Source organism: Dyadobacter sediminis, from assembly GCF_005860765.1.
Taxonomy (GTDB): domain Bacteria; phylum Bacteroidota; class Bacteroidia; order Cytophagales; family Spirosomataceae; genus Dyadobacter; species Dyadobacter sediminis.
The window spans coordinates 810,241-827,872 of the sequence record NZ_VCEI01000011.1 but is presented as its reverse complement, the minus strand read 5'-3'; the positions used below and the strand labels follow the sequence as shown (position 1 = coordinate 827,872).

Below are 17,632 nucleotides of genomic sequence, written 5' to 3'. Positions count from 1 at the left end.
CTAAAATGAAATCCTTTCTTGTAGCTTCTGTTTTAATGCTTTCCGGTGCTGCTGTCTACGCACAGGATTTTGAGTCGGATCTGAAAAAAATGAATGAACAGATCGAATCCGCTTACAAGGATAAAAAAGTAACAATGGTGGAGTACGGCAAACTGATGCGCGAGCAGGATCTGATCAAGGCAGCTCTGGAGAAGGCAAAAGCGGATGACGTGATGACTTCGGATGAAAAGAACCGCATCAATTCCAGGATCATAAGATCCAAAAAACGGCTGGCAAAATACAAGACGAACCGGGAAGTTTATTGAGTATGGATTCGCTTATAAATGAAGAGGTTATGAATTGTTGTTTGTAGTCATGTTTTGTCATTTGTTGTTATAAATAGTCATTTGTAGATATTTATAACAATAATTTTTGCATTACTGATTTTGAATGGTTGTGTGGAGCGCAGCCGGGATGCCTTTGAACGTTTTCTGGCATTCGGCTGCGCTCGTTTGAACTATTCATGCAACCTTTCGAAAATAGGTCAGTAATCTTTTTTACTGTCCTTTTTAGCCTTCTTTTCGGCACGCTTCTCTTTCAGGTTCTTCTCGGGCTCTTTTTTTGCGCTTCCCTTATCAAGATTTTTACCTTTTGCCATGACTATTGAATTTGGAGTTTATATTGTTCAATTAACTGAATTTCGCAACTTTTTTGTATTGCCTCAACTTAAATAATTATGCAATTTTCCTTAAAGCTGCAATATTAATATTCATTTTCAGATTAATGATTGAATTCAGTTTCGGTTAAAAGTTTTTACAAGCTTTTCTTTACTGATCAATTCCTGTTCAAAAAGCTAAAAGCCAGAAGCCAACGGCTAAAAGCTAAAAGCATTTCATTATTTCGTGCAGATTTCATCCATAATGCGGCTTGCGCGGATGCCGGTGTCACCGTTACTCGGGCTTTTTCCTTCGCCACGCAGTTCTTTTACAATCAGGTCTATAAGAGGCTGCTGCACATGTTCCGGATATGGAATATGCATCACATTTGTACCGGCTTCATTTTCAACGATAATATCGAATTTTTCAAAAAAGGAGAATGTTATTTTTCCTTTTGAACCGGTAATCCGTGCTTCGTCCTGGCGCTGCGCTTTGTCAATCGTAAAACACCAGCTTCCGTTTCCCAGCACGCCGGATTCGAATTCAAAACTGGCCATTACGATATCGTCGGCTTCATACAACCCCGCCTGATTTCTGGAAATTCCCTGCGCCGTTTTCACCGGCCCGAATACAAATTCCAGAAAATCAAACTGGTGCGAGGCAAGGTCATGAAAATGGCCTCCGCCGGAGATTTCCGGAGTAACACGCCAGCGCGGTCTGGCGTTTTCGCCTACTTCTTCTTCGTAAGGCTGCCATTGCAGGCAAATACTTACATAGCGCACATCCCCGATTATCCCGGAGTCCACAAGTTCTTTTACTTTCAGAAAATAATCCAGCGCTCTCCGGTAATAAGCCACAAAGACCGGAACGCCTGCTTTCTTTCCTGCCTCAATGATCCGTTCGCATTCTGCTGCATTTCTGGCCATTGGTTTTTCTATGTAAACCGGTTTTCCTGCACGTATAGCCTTGATCGCGAGCTCTTCATGCGCATCCGGCGGCGTAGCAATGTAAATGGCATTGACTTCCGGATCGTTGATCAGCGCGTCGGCATCGGCATACCATTTTGGAACGTGATGCCGCTGCGCATAATCGGCTGCTTTTTCTGCATCCCTGCGCATCACGGCAGCAAGGCTGGAATTTGCAACTTTGCTGAAAGCGGGCCCGCTTTTTACCTCCGTCACATTTCCGCAGCCAAGAATTCCCCATTTGATCTGATCCATAAACAAGTTTTATAAGTTTGAACTAATCATTCCGCATAATAATTATTCAGGATGATAAATCTACTTTAAACCGTTGCCTAATCTGATAGAAGATATGGAAATACAACCTAATAATCCGCTTCACGGAAAAACGCTGGAAGCCATGCTCAACGAACTCGTCGATTATTACGGATGGGAACAAATGGGATATCATGTGAACATCAACAGCTTCCAGTTTGAGCCAAGTGTAAAATCCAGTCTTAAATTTTTGAGAAAAACACCGTGGGCGCGCAAGAAAGTGGAAGATCTTTATCTGAAAATGCTGGAACGGAAATAGATATATTTACGATTGCCTAAATTGAATATTCTACATTAAAAATTGATTTGCTATGCCCTTTGTAGATTATTATCAAACGCTTGGAGTGGATAAAAAAGCGGACGAAAAAGAGATTAAAAATGCATACCGGAAACTGGCCCGCAAGTATCATCCGGACCTTAATCCCAATGATAAGGAAGCGCAGAAGAAATTTCAGGAGCTCAATGAAGCAAACGAAGTGCTGAGCGATCCGGAAAAAAGAAAAAAATACGATCAGTACGGAAAAGACTGGCAGTACAGCGAGGAATTTGAAAAAGCCAGACAGTCGCGGGCCAATGCCGGCCGGCAGGAAGGCGAATGGTTCTCGGGTGGTGGGGACGGTTTCTCTGATTTTTTTGAATCCATGTTCGGCTCGGGAAGCGGTTTTGGCGGAGGCGGCAGACAGGCAAGGTTCAGAGGTCAGGATTATCAGGCAGAAGTTCGTCTGACCTTAAGGGAAGCCTATGAAACGCACAAACGCACACTGACTGTAAATGGCAGAAATATCAGAATCAATGTGCCTGCAGGAATTGAAAATGGACAAACCATAAAAATCGCCGGTCATGGCGGGCCCGGCTCGAACGGCGGTCCGAACGGTGACTTGTACATCACCTTTGCAATCGAAACGGATGAAAGATTCCGCAGGGCCGGAAACGACCTTCACCTGAAAGCAGATCTTGACCTTTACACGGCCGTTCTGGGCGGAGAACTGGTTACAGACACGATGAACGGAAAAGTGAAGCTCAACATCAAGCCGGAAACGCAAAACGGAAGTGTTGTGAGGTTAAAAGGAAAGGGATTCCCGGTGTACAAGCAGGAAGGACAGTTTGGCGATCTTTACGTAACCCTGAACGTCAAAATTCCGACCAACCTTACTGAACATCAAAAAATGTTGTTTACTGAATTATCCAAATCCTAAACTGCTTTGTTATGGAAAACAGTCAGTTGATAGCAATACAGACATTCTGCAGTTCTTACAACGTGGAGTATTCATTTATAGAATCTTTACAGCGCAACGGAATGATCGAAACGGTTGTAGTAAGTGAAACGCAGTTTCTGCATATTCCGCAGCTCCGGAAAATAGAACGCATGATACGCTTGCATCACGAACTGGATATTAACCTGGAAGGCATTGAGGCGATCCATACGCTTTTGGAACGTATCGATGTTATGGAAAAAGAAATGACTGCGCTTAAAAACAGGCTCCGGTTTTTTGAGCCGGGTTTGTAATATTTCCGGCTGTTACCGGATAACGGGCGTATCTTTACAGAATTTTGAAAATCAGGTAAAAAGATTTGCCTGAATAGATGACAGTTTATGAAATTCGAAGATTACCAGATTGCCCCGGAAATTAAAAGAAGCCTTGAAACAGCCGGTTTCAAGCGCCCGACCGATATTCAGTTCAAGGCTATTCCGGCGATTATAAAAGGAGAAGATGTACTGGCCATAGCGCAGACAGGAACGGGTAAGACGGCCGCTTTCGCCATTCCGGTCATCGACAAGCTGCACAAGCAAAAGGTTTCAAGCAGGTCGGAGGGGATAAAATGTGTTGTTATGGTTCCTACGCGGGAGCTGGCGATCCAGATTAACGAGGTCTTTAATAAAATCGGGCAGCACACGCGCGTCAAGGCATTCAGCGTTTTCGGCGGGGTAGAGCAGGGGCCGCAGATTGCACAGCTGGAAAAAGGGATTGACGTGCTGATTTCCACGCCGGGACGCATGTTTGATCTGGTAAGTCAGGGTTATATCAAACTGAACCGGATCGAAATCCTGATTCTGGACGAAGCGGACCATATGCTGGACCTGGGTTTTATTAAAGATATTCAGGACCTGATCCGTTTTTTGCCAAAAAGCCGGCAAACGCTGTTTTTTTCGGCTACGATCAACGAGAAAATTAAAAAACTCGCTTATTCGCTGGTGAAAAACGCGATCCGCATTCAGATTTCACCAAACAATCCGGTTGCAAAAAACATTTCGCATTCGGTTGCTTTCATCGGCATGGACGACAAACGTTTTTTTCTGGAACGGGTGATCCGGGAAAATCCGGAAAGTAAAATCCTGGTTTTTGTCAGGACCAAAGTCCGTGCGGAAAGGGTTTTTAATGCGCTGGAAAGAATGGGCATCCAAAGCCTGACTATTCACGGCGACAAAGATCAGGCCGACCGGCTTACTGCGCTGAATGATTTTAAAAAAGGAAACGTCAAAGTACTGATTGCAACGGACGTAAGTGCCAGAGGGATCGATATTGCCAATGTGGATTATGTAGTAAACTACGATTTGCCGGAGCAGGCTGAAAACTACGTTCACCGGGTAGGGCGTACGGGCCGGGGCATGCAAAAGGGACTGGCCGTTTCATTCTGTAGTCCGGAAGAAAAGCCTGTTCTGGACGAAATACAGCAATATCTGGACAAACCGATCGACGTGCTCAAAATTACATCTTCCGAGTATTCCCAAACACTGGATTTTACCGAAGATACTTCCGATGATCTCAAATCGCTGATGAAAGAAGTGGAAGATTTTGAAACGGCCAAAAGGAAAAAGAAGAAGAAATAGCCTGTCACAAAAACGGCTTGCAGAAAAATTTCTGCAAGCCGTTTTTGTCAGATCAAAGCAGTGATTAATCTTCTCCGTACGTATCCGGCAAAATTTGTCCACGGATTTCACCATAGATATTTTCCTTGGTAACGATGTTCACGTATAAAGCGCCTGCAACCAGAACCGTCTGTTCAGCTGCATTCAGTTTCTTTGTTCCCTGGAGCTGGTTTCCGGTTGGATTGGTAGCCAGTTCAAACAGGATAGGGCCAGCCTGCCATGCCGGGCCCGGATTGTTAATGGTTATTGCAGTAGGCGTAATGTTTTGATAGTTAATGTTGTATTTAAGCTCCATTGTGTTTTTGTTGTATTCAAAAACACCAGTTCCCTGTGCGGATGAAGTTACTTTGGGAATAGTCGGAGAACTGTTTATAACAGCTGTGAACTTGACAATATCTTCTTTGTGCGGCCCTTCTTCTTTACAGGAAGAAACAAATCCGATCATCAAAACTCCCGCGATCAACAGTAAAAAATGCTTCATTGGCTTTTTCATACATCATTAATTTAAAAAATTTAACCCTTAAATATACATATTAACTTGTCACCTTACAAAAATGATACCAAACTGGCCGTTAAATATCCAGGGCATCACTCTTGCGGATGTAAACAATCTCGTTATCCCAGATCACCCGGTTCCAGTGATCCACAGAACCTAAAATAATCAGTTTATGCCCTTTTCCGATCCTTTCCACAACCGAAGAGGCGGAAGAAGGTTCGTCCCTTAGAAAGGTATTTTCATTGGTAATAATGCATGTCTGATAAAGAGACGGAACGTTCAGCAGGCCCAATAAAACCAGAAGATAAGCAACAATTGAGATCTTGTGGATTTGCAGAACAGGTTCCCTTCGCCGCGACTTTGTCACCATTATTACAACTATATAGGTCCCCAAAGTTAGAAGCAATATTGGAATGTAATCACCATATCTTCGATAAAATATTATAAAATAGTTGTAATCGTCAAATTCATAACCCTTTATATTTTGTTCCTCGGCGAGTTTATCCATTTTTTCAAACAGCCTTCTTGAAGGATTGATGAGCGCCAGTTTGCTCAGGTAAAACAGACAATCCGTATAATTATTTGTCTTTTCTGACAGAAAAGCGAGCTTCAAAAGCAGTGCTTCATTATTTTTTTCCTGCTCACTGAAATTTTTTTTATACAAGATTGCTGACTCCGGATACCTTGCCATAGCAAACAGAGAATCAGCCGTTTTTAACTCTTTATAATTGGCAAAAAGGGCTGTTTCGGGTACCAATATTGATCCCGTTATCAGCCAAAACATCAGGTATTTCTTACTCAGGACTTGCATTTAACTTTTTAGAATTCTACTTTTGCATCGCAATTACGGAAAATGCCTCGGCTAATCCAATGAAATGCAGAATTCCTGAGCTGAGACAACGTTAAGCCAATCACACTCGGAATTACAATAACTGCAAGTTGAACAGTTAGAAATAAAGTCAACAAAGCATGATTCCGTAGCTCAGCTGGTAGAGCAAGATACCGCGCGGCGTCCGGCTTTTAATGTATGGGTCCTGGGCCCTGCATGAAAAGAAAGAGCAAAAAGTGAAACTGAGGATGAACAGTTAAAAAGATATCAACATATGATTCCGTAGCTCAGCTGGTAGAGCAATACACTTTTAATGTATGGGTCCTGGGTTCGAATCCCAGCGGGATCACAAAAAATAAAAAAGCCTTCTAATGGATGGGTCCTGAGGCTCACATAAAAAGAAAGAGCAAAAAATTAAACTGATGATGAACAGTTAAAAAGATATCAACATATGATTCCGTAGCTCAGCTGGTAGAGCAATACACTTTTAATGTATGGGTCCTGGGTTCGAATCCCAGCGGGATCACTTGAAGAAATAACAAAATGCAAAAAAGCCTGCAATCTTTACGATTTGCAGGCTTTTTTTGCAACTTTACTAACTCGTTTATTGCTTCGGCAAATAGTAGGTTAAAAGATCATCCACTTTGGAAACAAGTCGAAAACCATTCTTGTCTAAAATTTTTATTGAAGCAATATTATCGTGAGCAGTTCGAACGATAACCGAATCCACATCTTTCTGCTGGAATGCCCATGCTGACAAGGTTTTCAGTGCTTCCGTAGCATAGCCTTTCCCTTGTTCATTGGCGTCAATCATATAACCGATCTCTGCCTCTTTCTTTTCATTTGGATATCCAACAAAACCAATTCCGCCAATAGAAGTATTGGTGCTTTTCAGTACGATTTCCCAATTGGTATACCAGTAATAAAGCATTGGAAATTCCTGCGTCTTGGGAATCCAAAAATGAAGCAGTGCATCTTCCAGCTCCGTAGCATACAAGGGATCAATTTCCATGCTGGAAGGGTTCAAGCCCAGCAACAATTCCATTTCACGACGATCGGATTGACATAATTGCAACAACTGATTGGTTAAAGGAATTAGTTTTAACCTTTGAGATTCTATAAAAAACATGATGATTTAAGTGAATTTGAATAACAATAAGAAAACTGCTTTCAATTGAATAATTGAAGCACAAGCCATTCTATGTGCAGAAGGCTATTGTTATACAATTCCAGGCATATGAATTTGCCTTTTAGAGATAATCAGTAACAGAGGCGATCAGGTTTAATTTACAATACTAATAATTGATGCACGCGATCATCAAAAGCGTTTACAAAGGTATCATTCGATTTTTAATACAGAACTACCTTAAAGTAATGCATATCATCCGTTCGCTGGTCCGTGCTTGTGCATAAACATCTGATCCGCTTTTTTGCACCCATCAGCATACTTGACGAAAGTTGATAGCTGCAACATGCTACAATTTCATTCCCGTTCATTCCCAAAGGTCTAGTGAAACTCCTTTCTGAAAAGGAAAAAGGAATAGATTGATGCATATTAATTGCGTGAATGCAAGCAGTTCATGGAATTTCAAAAATAACGAAATGAAAACACGCAAACAACCTGAATGGAAATTGCTGCTGGAATCCATTCTAATGGCCATATTCGCGTACGCACTTGTTATTACCTTAATAGAAATGCTAAAATCTAGTTGGCAATAATTGGAAAATTCAGAATGTGATAAGTAGCAGAACTATTTTTCCAAATCCAATTAACTGCATAAAAATTGCCTAAATTATTTGAGATTTAAAATGGAATAAGTTCGTAATTAATTTAATATTCTGCTGTAAAGTAGGTTATTCTTCTACTCTTTATCTAAATTCGGCTGTAAGCAAAACAACATTCCCAGACTGGGTATTATGATTGCTGTTTTACTTTAACTAATTGTAAATCCGCAACTTTTTGATTTTCCCAAATAGCTTTTAATTAATCCATATTTGCAACGGAAGCATGCAATTAAGCAAGTATTTTTAGTTCGTATAACTATCTGAGTAATATTTTACATTATTAAAATAAAAGTTTATTGTTGCTGGTTAGCATACCGGAATTTGAATCTTACAAATAGCAACCTGGTTCTGCTGCAATCATATTAAATATCTGATAAAATGAGGTATTTAAGTCTTTAATGTTGCTTAAATATTCCAAACGCAACAAATAAATCCGTCGGGTCTTTGGGCTGCTTTATGCCGTAATTTGCCTGTTTTAATGAATAATTGTCCATTCCCAGGCTTATTTTAGCAATTTTGGCGTAGGTGTATCAGCGAAAATCAGTATTTAAAGCAGGCTGAACTTTGAAATTTTAATTCATTTAAACTGCTTTGTAATTCATCAATAAATCGGCTTTGTTAATAGGAGACGGGAGTCCTCAATCCTGAAATTCAATCTTAAATATTGTTTCAAATCCACTCAAAAACAGGATATCATTTTCAAAATAACTAAAATCCCGTTGTATGTTCAGCATATAACTGGACCATGCATGTAACGTTTCTGATGGTTAAGGCACCGTATCGTTAAGATTAAAAAAGGATACATCTTTTCATTATCCAAATTCGCATTGCTGATTTTCCTTTACTGATCAGGAAAATCCAAATCTTGCTGTGATTCAAAGCCAAACAATTCATGAATGATAATGCTTTGATTCCAGTTGCCCGCAATTGTAAAAATCTCTTACTAAACAGCTGTATGTGCCAGTTTGTTAAAGTAACCCATTTGAAAAAATACATTCATATGCGCCCTTTTTTCGCTTCCTTTAAAATTAATTACAAGCTCTGTCTCGTTCTGCTGTTAGCATTTAAAATTCCTCACCCCGGCTTTGGTAAACACATCGAGGAAAAACATAAAGCGCTGCTTTTGAAAACAGTTCATCCCGAAACATTGGATATCCTTGCGGACGGCTGCTCGCCGATAAGTACGTTGCCTTGTTCATCTCTCAAAGTTAATTTACCATTCAGTCTGAATTTCAATGCTGCGGTTTCGGGTACGATCAAGGATAAAAATGGCAAAGGAACAGGTTTCAGAACGGTTAATAATTATTCAGGAAAAAGGCTGATCGCAGATGGACGGCCGGCAAGTACCGCCGTTCCGGGCTACAATCCATCCCGGATCACATTGACAAACGGAAGGCTGCAACTGGTCGCTAACAAAGGCATCGATTTCATTTCCAGCAATAACCAGCTTAATGTTCTGGGTGTCAAAACGCCCGATGTCAATAAAATACAGCTGGAAGTAAACCTTATCAAACCGCTCAACGGATTGGGATCGCAGCAGGCCGGATTATGGTTTGGTCTGAACGACAAAAATTATCTTAAACTATACGTTTCGGGTAACAAAGTAGAGTTAAGAAGAGAAGTAAATGATGTTTCCAGCACAACAACTGGCCTGGACAATCCGGATCAGCGGACAACAGCGGTAATCCGGGATCTGAATACAAAAACAGTGCGCCTGAAAATGGTTGTGGATTTTGCAGCCGGTACCGCGGAAGGTTTTTATTCCACGGACGGAACGAATTATACCAGTACAGGAACCTTGTACGACAATCCCAAACTGAAAATTTCTGGCATGGGATTAAACAGCAGCCAGACGCATTCGGGAATATTTGCAAGTTACCGGAATGGCCTTTTTCCCGTTACTTATAATTTCGACGATTTTTCAATAAAAGACCCGACTACATCCAGTTTCCAGCCTGTGAACATCAGTTTCCGTCCAAAAGGAACTTCTGCGCCTTCAGGCTACAAGGCGGATAACGGTTTGTCATATGATGCAACACGGAAGTACGGCTGGCTTTCGTCACTGACCAAAAAGCCTTCGGATTACAGCGCCAATATGCGTTTGCGTACCGGAAGTGCAGCTGCGAATCAGTTACCGCTCGTACAAATGCAGTCTTCAACCAACAATACGGCTGCCGGGATCTGGGAATATGCGCTTGCCAACGGTACTTACCGCGTGACAGTGAGTGCCGGTGACAATGGCGCCTATTACGACAGCAACCATCAGTTAAATATTGAAGGGCTTCCTGCTGTGAGCGATTTCAGGCCATCATCACAAAACAAATTCCGGAAGGCAACGGCTACAGTTCAGGTCAGTGACGGCAAGCTGACGATTGATGCAGCAGGAGGCAGTAATACCAAAATGAATTACGTCACCATCCAGAAAGCGGGATCCATAGCCGATGCAACAGCACCGGTTGTGAGTGCAAGACTGGAAGGCACGCTTGTATCCTCGAAAATGTACGATAAAAAAGTCAGAATATTTCTGACTGCGACGGACGCAGGCGGTTCCGGTCTGAAAACCTTTGAATATGCCATCAATAACGGAACTTACTCCCGATATACGGCTCCTTTTACCATCGAAAAATCCGGAGATTACAGCCTTAAAGTCCGGGCAACGGACGGCAATGGAAACCAGACGGTCAGCAGCCCGTACCTTTTTGGTGTTTCTAATCAGCAGACCAATTACAGCTTCCGACCTGCGTCGGCTGCGGGTAAAGTACCGTCGGGATACACGGCTGAAACCGGTCTGCCTTTTGATGCCGGCCGTGGATACGGATGGCTTTCTTTGTCAACCCAAAAACCTGCCGATTACACCGGAAACATGCGGATCAGGAGCAGTTCCGGTGATGCAAGTCAGTTGTCATTTGTACAAATCCAGTCTGCTACAAACAATACGGCGCCCGGCCGATGGGAGCATGCAGTTGAAAACGGAACCTACACAGTTACTGTAAGCGCAGGAGACAATGATCATTACGACAGCAATCACCAGATTAACGTGGAAGGCCTTGCAGCCATCAGTGATTTCAGGCCAACTTCCAAAAGCAGGTTCCGGGTAGCAGTAGCCACCGTGCAGGTTGGCGACGGCAAACTGAGCATTGATGCGGATGGCGGAAGCAACACCAAGATCAATTATGTACGCTTTGTGCCGGCGGTAAAAGTAAGCGATACTGCCGTTCCTGTTGTTAGTGCAAGGCTGGAAGGTACACTCAAATCCACAGGTGTGTACGATAAACAGGTGAAAATACATATGACCGCTTCCGATGCAGGCGGTTCAGGTTTGTCTGCATTTCAGTATGCAATCAACGGTGGCGCATATATCAGTTATACCGGGCCATTATTGCTGAATAAAGCCGGTGATTACAGTCTTAAAGTCCGCGCCACAGATGCAAACGGCAATCAGGCTGCCGTAAAGACTTACAAATTCAGCATTGCGAGCGGCGTTGTCAAAACTTTTGCTTTTTCTTCGGAGCGGCTGAGCTTTACGGTCCTGAGAGGCAAGCAGGTAAAATCCCAGTCTGTTCAGCTTACTGCAAGTCCTTCGACCACTACTTTGCAGTTGTCAAAAACAGAAGCCGGCTGGCTTACCCTGCCGAAAGCCGCTACGGGCACCGTTCAGTTCGGGACTGCGCAGATCCGGTCCGATATTGAGCCGGGTTACTATCAGGCGCTTGTAACGTGTTCTGCTCAGGGTTACGAGTCCGCTACGCTGCTCATCGACCTTCATGTTGTGGAAACCTTGCAGCCTGCGCCGGTATATGTCAATTTTCAGGACCCGAAAACCATTCCTCCGCTGGGGTATATCCGTGATTCCGGCCAGCCTTTCGGGACACGATCCGGACTGAATCAGGGCGCGGAACTTGAATACGGCTGGAAAAAGCGTTCAGACGGCAGTTTACTCGACATTTCGGCCAATGGACGCAACCGCAATACACCCGAAGACGTGCTGCTGGCAACATTGATGCATATGCAGGCCAACGACCTTCCGAATACCTGGAACGGGGTACGGACCGAAGCATACTGGGAAATGAAACTGCCCGACGGAACGTATGATGTGAGCGTATCCGTAGGCGATGGGGACGTCAGTACCACGCCGGAGGCACATTCCATTATTGTAGAGGGAATTTCGTTTATCAATCAGTTTGTACCCAATGGCAAAAAAGGAACCATCAGTCGATTTAAAACGGTTGCCGCACGCGTCAAAGTAGCAGACGGACTGCTGACGATTCAGGCAGACGGCGGTACCAACACAAAGATATGCTCGGTAAGCATTGTGCCGGTAAGCATAGATCCGTATTTGTTCTGGGCAACTAAAGATGTCAATGTCATCATGAAGCAAGGCAGTACGGAAAGCAATACGTTTTCGGTCGTGCTCGGGAGCTCTGATAATTCCGCAGGCACATACAGTTTGTCCGCTACTTATGGCACGGGTGCCAAAGACTGGATAGCCTTCAGTTCAGCACAAAGTGGTTCGCAGCCGCAGGTCAGATTTGATTATTCGGCAGCCAAAAATCTTACACCGGGTATTTACAAGGCCACGGTTAAAGCCACATCGGGACCACTTACCGCAGCTTCATTTGATGTTCAGCTCAATGTGGTGGATAGTCTCAGACCTTATGTGATTTCTTCCAATCCCGTCAATGGCCAGACACACGTCAGCTTGAGTACGGTGAGCGTTGCAGCCAATAACCTTCATGTGCCGGTTGTAGACGGATTTCAGGGCGGTGTCAACAACAAGACCATTGACAGTTCGACTGTTCTACTCTATAAACTGGTGGATGCAAATGCTATTCCCGTCAAAGGAGTGGTGCAGGGCACAGGCGGCGGGGATGTGATCAGCTTTTCGCCATCTGGCGGGCTTGAACCGAATACGGTATACCGGTTTGTGGTTACCTCCGGGGTAAAATCCTATACCGGCGCACGGTTTACGCCTTTTGAATCCACTTTTACTACCGCAGCTGCAAAAGTGGATTCCAGTAACATTCTGGTGGCGCAGTTTGACAAAGTGCCCGTTGCCGGTACGCAGAACAAAAAATATACTTCTGTAGCCATCGGCCCGGACGACCGCTTTTATGCATTAAGGCTTGACGGTGCCATTGAGCGTTACAGTATAAATCACAGCAACGGTACTTTGTCCGGACGTAAAACCATTAATACACTGGTGAACAAATATGGAAGCCGTTCCGCCATAGGGCTGGCTTTTGATCCTGCATCTACTTCCCGAAATCTGACGGTCTGGGTTTCGCACAGCTCGCCCGGACTTACCTCGGCACCGGAATTTGACGGCAACATTTCACGTCTTTCCGGAGATAGTCTGCAGAAAGAGCAGCTTGTCATTACGAAACTTCCTCGTTCCCGCAGAGATCATCTGGTTAACGGACTTGCCTTCGGACCAGACGGGGCACTTTACATGTGCCAGGGCAGCATGAGCTCTGCAGGTTCCTTTGATGCAGACTGGCAAAGGAAAGAAGCATTGCTGTCAGGAACCGTATTAAGGCTTGATCTTGAAAAAATGAAATCGGTGACACTGCCGCTCAATGTACAAACCACCTCAGATCAGAGTCTGATCAACAACGCGCCTGCCATGTCGGCCAAAATGTCCGACGGAACTTACAACCCTTACGGAAGCAGCTCGCCGCTGACTATTTATGCATCCGGCGTCCGCAACGCGTATGATCTGGTATGGCATAGCAACGGCCAGCTTTATCTGCCTACTAACGGCTCCGGCGGCGGAGGGAATTCGCCGGTTTCAGTAGCCGGCACAAGGCGGTCCGACGGCTCATTGTACAACGGCCCGCAAGTGGATTCCACGCGGATGATCAAAGCACAGAATGACTGGCTTTTCCGCGTTAATCCAAACAAAACAGTCGGATTTTACGGACATCCCAATCCACTGCGCGGAGAGTATGTGCTCAATCGCGGTTATCTGGATAATCCGTTGTATCTGCCGTCCGTCAAACCGGATGCCAATTACCGCCCCGGCTATAACTTCGGACTGAACAATTCACCAAACGGCGTCTTGGAATACAAAAGCGGCAATTTTAACAATGCATTAAAAGGCAAGCTGCTGGTTTGCAGGTTTTCCGGAGGCGGTGACATTGCCGTTATGCAGCCGGGAGCTATGACAAAAAGCAAAGATACATCTGCAGATAATATTTATGACATCGTAAGGGTAACGACAGGTTCCGGCAACAATGGCCTCGTAGGCATGTCGGCATTCGGCAACCCGCTGGATATAACCGAAGATGTTACGAATGGCAACCTTTACGTAGTGGAATACAACTGGAACGACAGCCCGAACCTGGTTTCCCAGATTACGCTGCTTCGTGCAAGGGCAACCACTGCGGCGGCACCTGTACTTCGGGTGGCAACTGCACGGCAGCAGGAGCCCGGCGAAGAGGAAAGCTATGCGGTAACCATGAGCAACGATGCCGACAGTACGCTGCTGATCAGGGATATTACCATTACAGGGGAAGATGCTGCAAGGTTCCGGGTCGCGGACCTGCAACTGCCAAACAGCCGTCAGCCTATTGCTTTGCAAAAAAACAGTCCGGTCAGTTTCAGGGTATTGGGAAACCGGTCCGGAACACAACTCAGAAAAGCTACACTAGTGATTACCAGTATGGACCAGACTGTACGCGAAGTGGATATCAGCGATGTTTTCCTGAAAGAGTCGGATGTTGAGAGTCAGCAGGAATCGGCGCGCAGCCTGAGCGTATATCCGAATCCGGCCGGCGCAGGTGAGCCCGTCCATGTGGTTCTTTCAGGATTCAACACGCGTGAACCGGTGAGTATTTACCTTTACGATTTGCAGGGCAACATTATTCGCTCTTTCTCCGGAATAACCGGCAGGGACGGCACGCTGACAACACAGATGCTGCCAGCCAACACAGATATTAAAAGTTTTATTATCAAAGCCGTATTCGCCACAGGAACCAAATCGGCCAAAGTAATCCATTTCAAATAAGGGAAATGTTCCGGATGGAAAAATATAAAACAATAGCCCGGACAAATAGCGGATAGAAATGTTTTAATGCAAAACCTTTCTTACGATCCGGCCACAAAGAAAATGCTTCTTTGAAACCTGTAAACGGTACAGATCAAAGAAGCATTTTTTTAATAAACAGATTTGACCTTTAAGTCAGAAAGCGCGTGCTGAACGATCAGGGTACGATCAGCTTGTTCAGGCAGGAACCCGTCGCAGTTTCAGCCTTGATGATGTACGTGTTTTTTGATAATAAAACATTCGGTACAAACGATACATCGGCAATTCCTTTGTCGTTTGTAACAAAACTTTCCTGCTGAATTATTTTACCAAAGGAATCCATAACCGTAATGTTCACTTTCTCATGGAAGCCAAAATTTTCCAGCTGAAGATTAATGACGTTGTTTGTGGCCGGATTTGGAAAAACGGTCACCTTTTTCACGCTGAACTGTTCGGATGCATTCAGTTCATCCGGAGCAAAGCTGGCCGACATACTTCTTGTATTGGCCATACTTACCGGAATTCCCTTAAAGGTAGAGTTGGTTTTGGAACCGCCGGTATAATACAATACCCCGTTTAAAAGAGCAGCAACGCCCGAGAACCTTGCTTGCGGCAGTGGCGACAGGCTGGTCCACGTATTGGTAGCCGGCGAATAGGCCGAAACCAAATTGGTAGAAACATGATGCACGGCTTCTCCGCCAAGCACAATAATCCTGTTTCCGGCAACGACAACGCTGGAAGAAATGTGTCCGAGCCCGTTGTTGCCTGGTGCCGGCAAGTTTGCCATTTTAGTCCACGTATCCGTCACCGGATCGTATCGGTGAACGTCTTTGGAAGTGACCAGATTGTCATCATGCCCGCGCTGACCACCGATGTAATAAATCTTTCCTTCAAACACAGCCGTTCCGGCATGTTGTCTGGGATTCGGAAGCGGAGCACGCGTTTTCCAGCCAGCCGCAAGATTGTTCAGATCCAGCTCGTAATTGTTTCCAAGATCCTGCGTACGGGCCGCGTTTGTGCCTCCAATATGGTACAGTTTTCCGTTCAGGTATTCAAGTTGCCCGGCCGCTATCCGGATTGGCAGGTCTGGCAATTTGGAATAGGTGTTTGCAGCCACATTGTATTTCCAGACTTGCTGTACGCCAAAGGTCTGACCTGTGCCCGAAGAATGGGAAGTATACCCGCCTGCCAGGTAAATATCCGTTCCGTCGTTTGTAATACCGGCATGTGTAACGCCTCCGAAACCTTCCCCGTTCGGCGTATGCGGCAAATCTGCAATACTTGTCCATCTGTTGGCTACCGGATCGTATTTGTAAGCTCTTTTTGTTGGCGTAAAGATGGTTTTCTGACTGTCAAATCCGCCAAAGCTGTAAAGCCTGTTACTGACCACTTCACCCTGCGCTTCGCTGATTTTGTAGGGCTGAGATGCCGTTGTGCCCCAGCTGATGCCGTTGAAATCGGCCATGGTTTGTCCGGGTGTGATGTTCAGCTTTACAATGCTGGTGTCTTTCAGCTGGCCGGCGGTAGCAAGTACTTTCAGGTTGTAAACAGACTGCGTATGATAATTCAGTTTTTTGCTGACCACGATCTGTCCCGTACCGGAATCAATGCTGAGATTGTTGTTCGAATTTCCGGAAATGATGCTGTAAGAAGCTGTACTTGCATCCGTAGCAGTTGCTTTGATGGAACCCGCAAACGTATTCAAAGCAGCATTGTCAGCCAGTTCAAAGTTGTAGGCTGCGGAATCAAACTGCAGCGATTTTTTTATCTGAAAACGGTCGAAGCTGTAAACAACCGGTGTGGTGCCGTTGCGGTAGGAAGCATAAACACCGGTGTAAACCGACGTATTGGTCAATCCCATGTCAGCAATGCTTAAGGCAGGAACAGGATAGCCGGCACCCACATTCGTATACGTACTTCCTTTGTCAACAGTGTAAAAAGCATTGGCCGTATTGTTGACCGGATCAATAATCAGTTTGATGCCGACATTCTGTGTTTCCAGTCCGCTGATGGTTGCTGTTACACGCTGATCCGGGTTTTTTGATCCTGGCGTTTTGGTAGAAAGATCATTTACCTCTTTTCTCAGTTCAATCCTGTTGGCACTGATATTCAGTTTGATATATGTTTTGTCATTCAGTCCGAACCAGATTCCGGCCTGCTGATCTTCATTGCCGTTAAACGGATTGATAATGTATGCGATAATCTCGATCTTGTTGTATGTATCCACCTTAACACCCAGCGTATTGATCTGATTGTTGCTGTTCAGATAACCGAGACCTTTTCCGGATGTTATATGCAATTTGCCATTGGCCATTCTGAGATTGTACTTGGAATAACCCGGAATGTTGGAAAAAGTCGGCAAGCCGTCCTGAGCCAGTCTTGTGCCGGAGTAATTCTGAATCATTGTAAAGCCGGTTCCAAGGTTGTTGCTGTCCTGAACGGTATTGGCAACAGGATTGTAAAATTCAAGTTCAAACGGCAACCCGACTTTGAGACTGCTGCACGGATAAGGACTTATGGATCCGCAATTCTGAGCCTGAACCAAAGAGAAAGAAAGGCAATGTAGCAAAAGTGCTACCCATGTTTTTGCAATGTGTCTTGAAGAAATGAACTTTAAACGATGTTTTGTAGAATAAGCACTTAAAATAGAGATACTGTTGTAGAAGAAAATTCTCATAACGAAAGATTTTGTGAACAAAAAAGGATTTATAATCAGG

Annotated in this window: 11 protein-coding genes and 2 tRNA genes; 8 read left to right on the top strand and 5 right to left on the bottom strand. The window is 44.5% G+C overall.

The features are described from left to right. The first annotated feature begins 5 nt into the window (after positions 1–5). The gene (locus FEM55_RS04205) at positions 6–305 is read left to right on the top strand and encodes a hypothetical protein (RefSeq protein WP_138280042.1); all 300 of its coding nucleotides are present in this window, start codon (positions 6–8) and stop codon (positions 303–305) included. Positions 306–874: 569 nt separating this feature from the next. On the opposite strand, the gene FEM55_RS04200 is transcribed toward FEM55_RS04205, so the two are convergent. Further along, complete coding sequence (locus tag FEM55_RS04200) at positions 875–1,855, bottom strand: Gfo/Idh/MocA family protein (RefSeq protein ID WP_138280041.1); 981 nt, start codon at positions 1,853–1,855, stop codon at positions 875–877. Between the two features lie 94 nt (positions 1,856–1,949). On the opposite strand from FEM55_RS04200, the gene FEM55_RS04195 reads away from it, so the two are divergent. The 4 genes from FEM55_RS04195 (at position 1,950) to FEM55_RS04180 (ending at position 4,742) form a co-directional block, all read left to right on the top strand. Beyond that, positions 1,950–2,171: a VF530 family protein gene (locus FEM55_RS04195; protein ID WP_138280040.1), complete on the top strand. Its 222-nt coding sequence runs from the start codon at positions 1,950–1,952 to the stop codon at positions 2,169–2,171. A 52-nt stretch (positions 2,172–2,223) separates the two neighbouring features. Then, the gene (locus FEM55_RS04190) at positions 2,224–3,108 is read left to right on the top strand and encodes a DnaJ C-terminal domain-containing protein (RefSeq protein ID WP_138280039.1); all 885 of its coding nucleotides are present in this window, start codon (positions 2,224–2,226) and stop codon (positions 3,106–3,108) included. A gap of 11 nt (positions 3,109–3,119) precedes the next feature. Continuing rightward, positions 3,120–3,419 (top strand): chaperone modulator CbpM, encoded by a 300-nt coding sequence (locus FEM55_RS04185; RefSeq protein WP_138280038.1) that lies wholly within the window; start codon positions 3,120–3,122, stop codon positions 3,417–3,419. A gap of 87 nt (positions 3,420–3,506) precedes the next feature. Next, positions 3,507–4,742, top strand: a complete 1,236-nt coding sequence (locus FEM55_RS04180; RefSeq protein ID WP_138280037.1) for a DEAD/DEAH box helicase — start codon at positions 3,507–3,509, stop codon at positions 4,740–4,742. A gap of 64 nt (positions 4,743–4,806) precedes the next feature. On the opposite strand, the gene FEM55_RS04175 is transcribed toward FEM55_RS04180, so the two are convergent. Together FEM55_RS04175 and FEM55_RS04170 are read right to left on the bottom strand one after the other, a co-directional pair. After that, entirely contained in the window at positions 4,807–5,262 is a 456-nt protein-coding gene (locus FEM55_RS04175; protein ID WP_171036458.1) for a CHRD domain-containing protein, read from the bottom strand. 91 nt (positions 5,263–5,353) lie between these two features. Further along, the gene (locus tag FEM55_RS04170) at positions 5,354–5,941 is read right to left on the bottom strand and encodes an SH3 domain-containing protein (RefSeq protein WP_229209082.1); all 588 of its coding nucleotides are present in this window, start codon (positions 5,939–5,941) and stop codon (positions 5,354–5,356) included. A gap of 441 nt (positions 5,942–6,382) precedes the next feature. Here FEM55_RS04170 and FEM55_RS04165 point away from each other — a divergent pair. Both FEM55_RS04165 and FEM55_RS04160 read left to right on the top strand, forming a co-directional pair. Next, positions 6,383–6,455: transfer RNA gene (locus FEM55_RS04165), tRNA-Lys, on the top strand. A 104-nt stretch (positions 6,456–6,559) separates the two neighbouring features. Then, positions 6,560–6,632, top strand: a tRNA-Lys gene (locus tag FEM55_RS04160). A gap of 78 nt (positions 6,633–6,710) precedes the next feature. Here the strand turns inward: FEM55_RS04160 and FEM55_RS04155 are convergent. Further along, positions 6,711–7,235, bottom strand: coding sequence for a GNAT family N-acetyltransferase (locus tag FEM55_RS04155; RefSeq protein ID WP_138280034.1), 525 nt, complete (start codon positions 7,233–7,235; stop codon positions 6,711–6,713). Positions 7,236–9,014: 1,779 nt separating this feature from the next. Between FEM55_RS04155 and FEM55_RS04150 the strand changes: the two genes are divergently transcribed. Further along, the gene (locus tag FEM55_RS04150; protein WP_171036457.1) at positions 9,015–14,897 is read left to right on the top strand and encodes an OmpL47-type beta-barrel domain-containing protein; all 5,883 of its coding nucleotides are present in this window, start codon (positions 9,015–9,017) and stop codon (positions 14,895–14,897) included. 196 nt (positions 14,898–15,093) lie between these two features. On the opposite strand, the gene FEM55_RS04145 is transcribed toward FEM55_RS04150, so the two are convergent. Then, positions 15,094–17,592 carry a Kelch repeat-containing protein gene (locus tag FEM55_RS04145; RefSeq protein WP_138280032.1) on the bottom strand — a complete coding sequence of 833 codons (2,499 nt, stop codon included), beginning with the start codon at positions 17,590–17,592 and terminating at the stop codon, positions 15,094–15,096. Positions 17,593–17,632 lie beyond the last annotated feature (40 nt).

Bases quoted from the DNA above. Each gene is read 5' to 3' on its own strand.
- FEM55_RS04205 (WP_138280042.1), top strand. From the start codon at position 6: ATGAAATCCTTTCTTGTAGCTTCTGTTTTAATGCTTTCCGGTGCTGCT.
- FEM55_RS04200 (WP_138280041.1), bottom strand. From the start codon at position 1,855: ATGGATCAGATCAAATGGGGAATTCTTGGCTGCGGAAATGTGACGGAG.
- FEM55_RS04195 (WP_138280040.1), top strand. From the start codon at position 1,950: ATGGAAATACAACCTAATAATCCGCTTCACGGAAAAACGCTGGAAGCC.
- FEM55_RS04190 (WP_138280039.1), top strand. From the start codon at position 2,224: ATGCCCTTTGTAGATTATTATCAAACGCTTGGAGTGGATAAAAAAGCG.
- FEM55_RS04185 (WP_138280038.1), top strand. From the start codon at position 3,120: ATGGAAAACAGTCAGTTGATAGCAATACAGACATTCTGCAGTTCTTAC.
- FEM55_RS04180 (WP_138280037.1), top strand. From the start codon at position 3,507: ATGAAATTCGAAGATTACCAGATTGCCCCGGAAATTAAAAGAAGCCTT.
- FEM55_RS04175 (WP_171036458.1), bottom strand. From the start codon at position 5,262: ATGAAGCATTTTTTACTGTTGATCGCGGGAGTTTTGATGATCGGATTT.
- FEM55_RS04155 (WP_138280034.1), bottom strand. From the start codon at position 7,235: ATGTTTTTTATAGAATCTCAAAGGTTAAAACTAATTCCTTTAACCAAT.
- FEM55_RS04145 (WP_138280032.1), bottom strand. From the start codon at position 17,592: ATGAGAATTTTCTTCTACAACAGTATCTCTATTTTAAGTGCTTATTCT.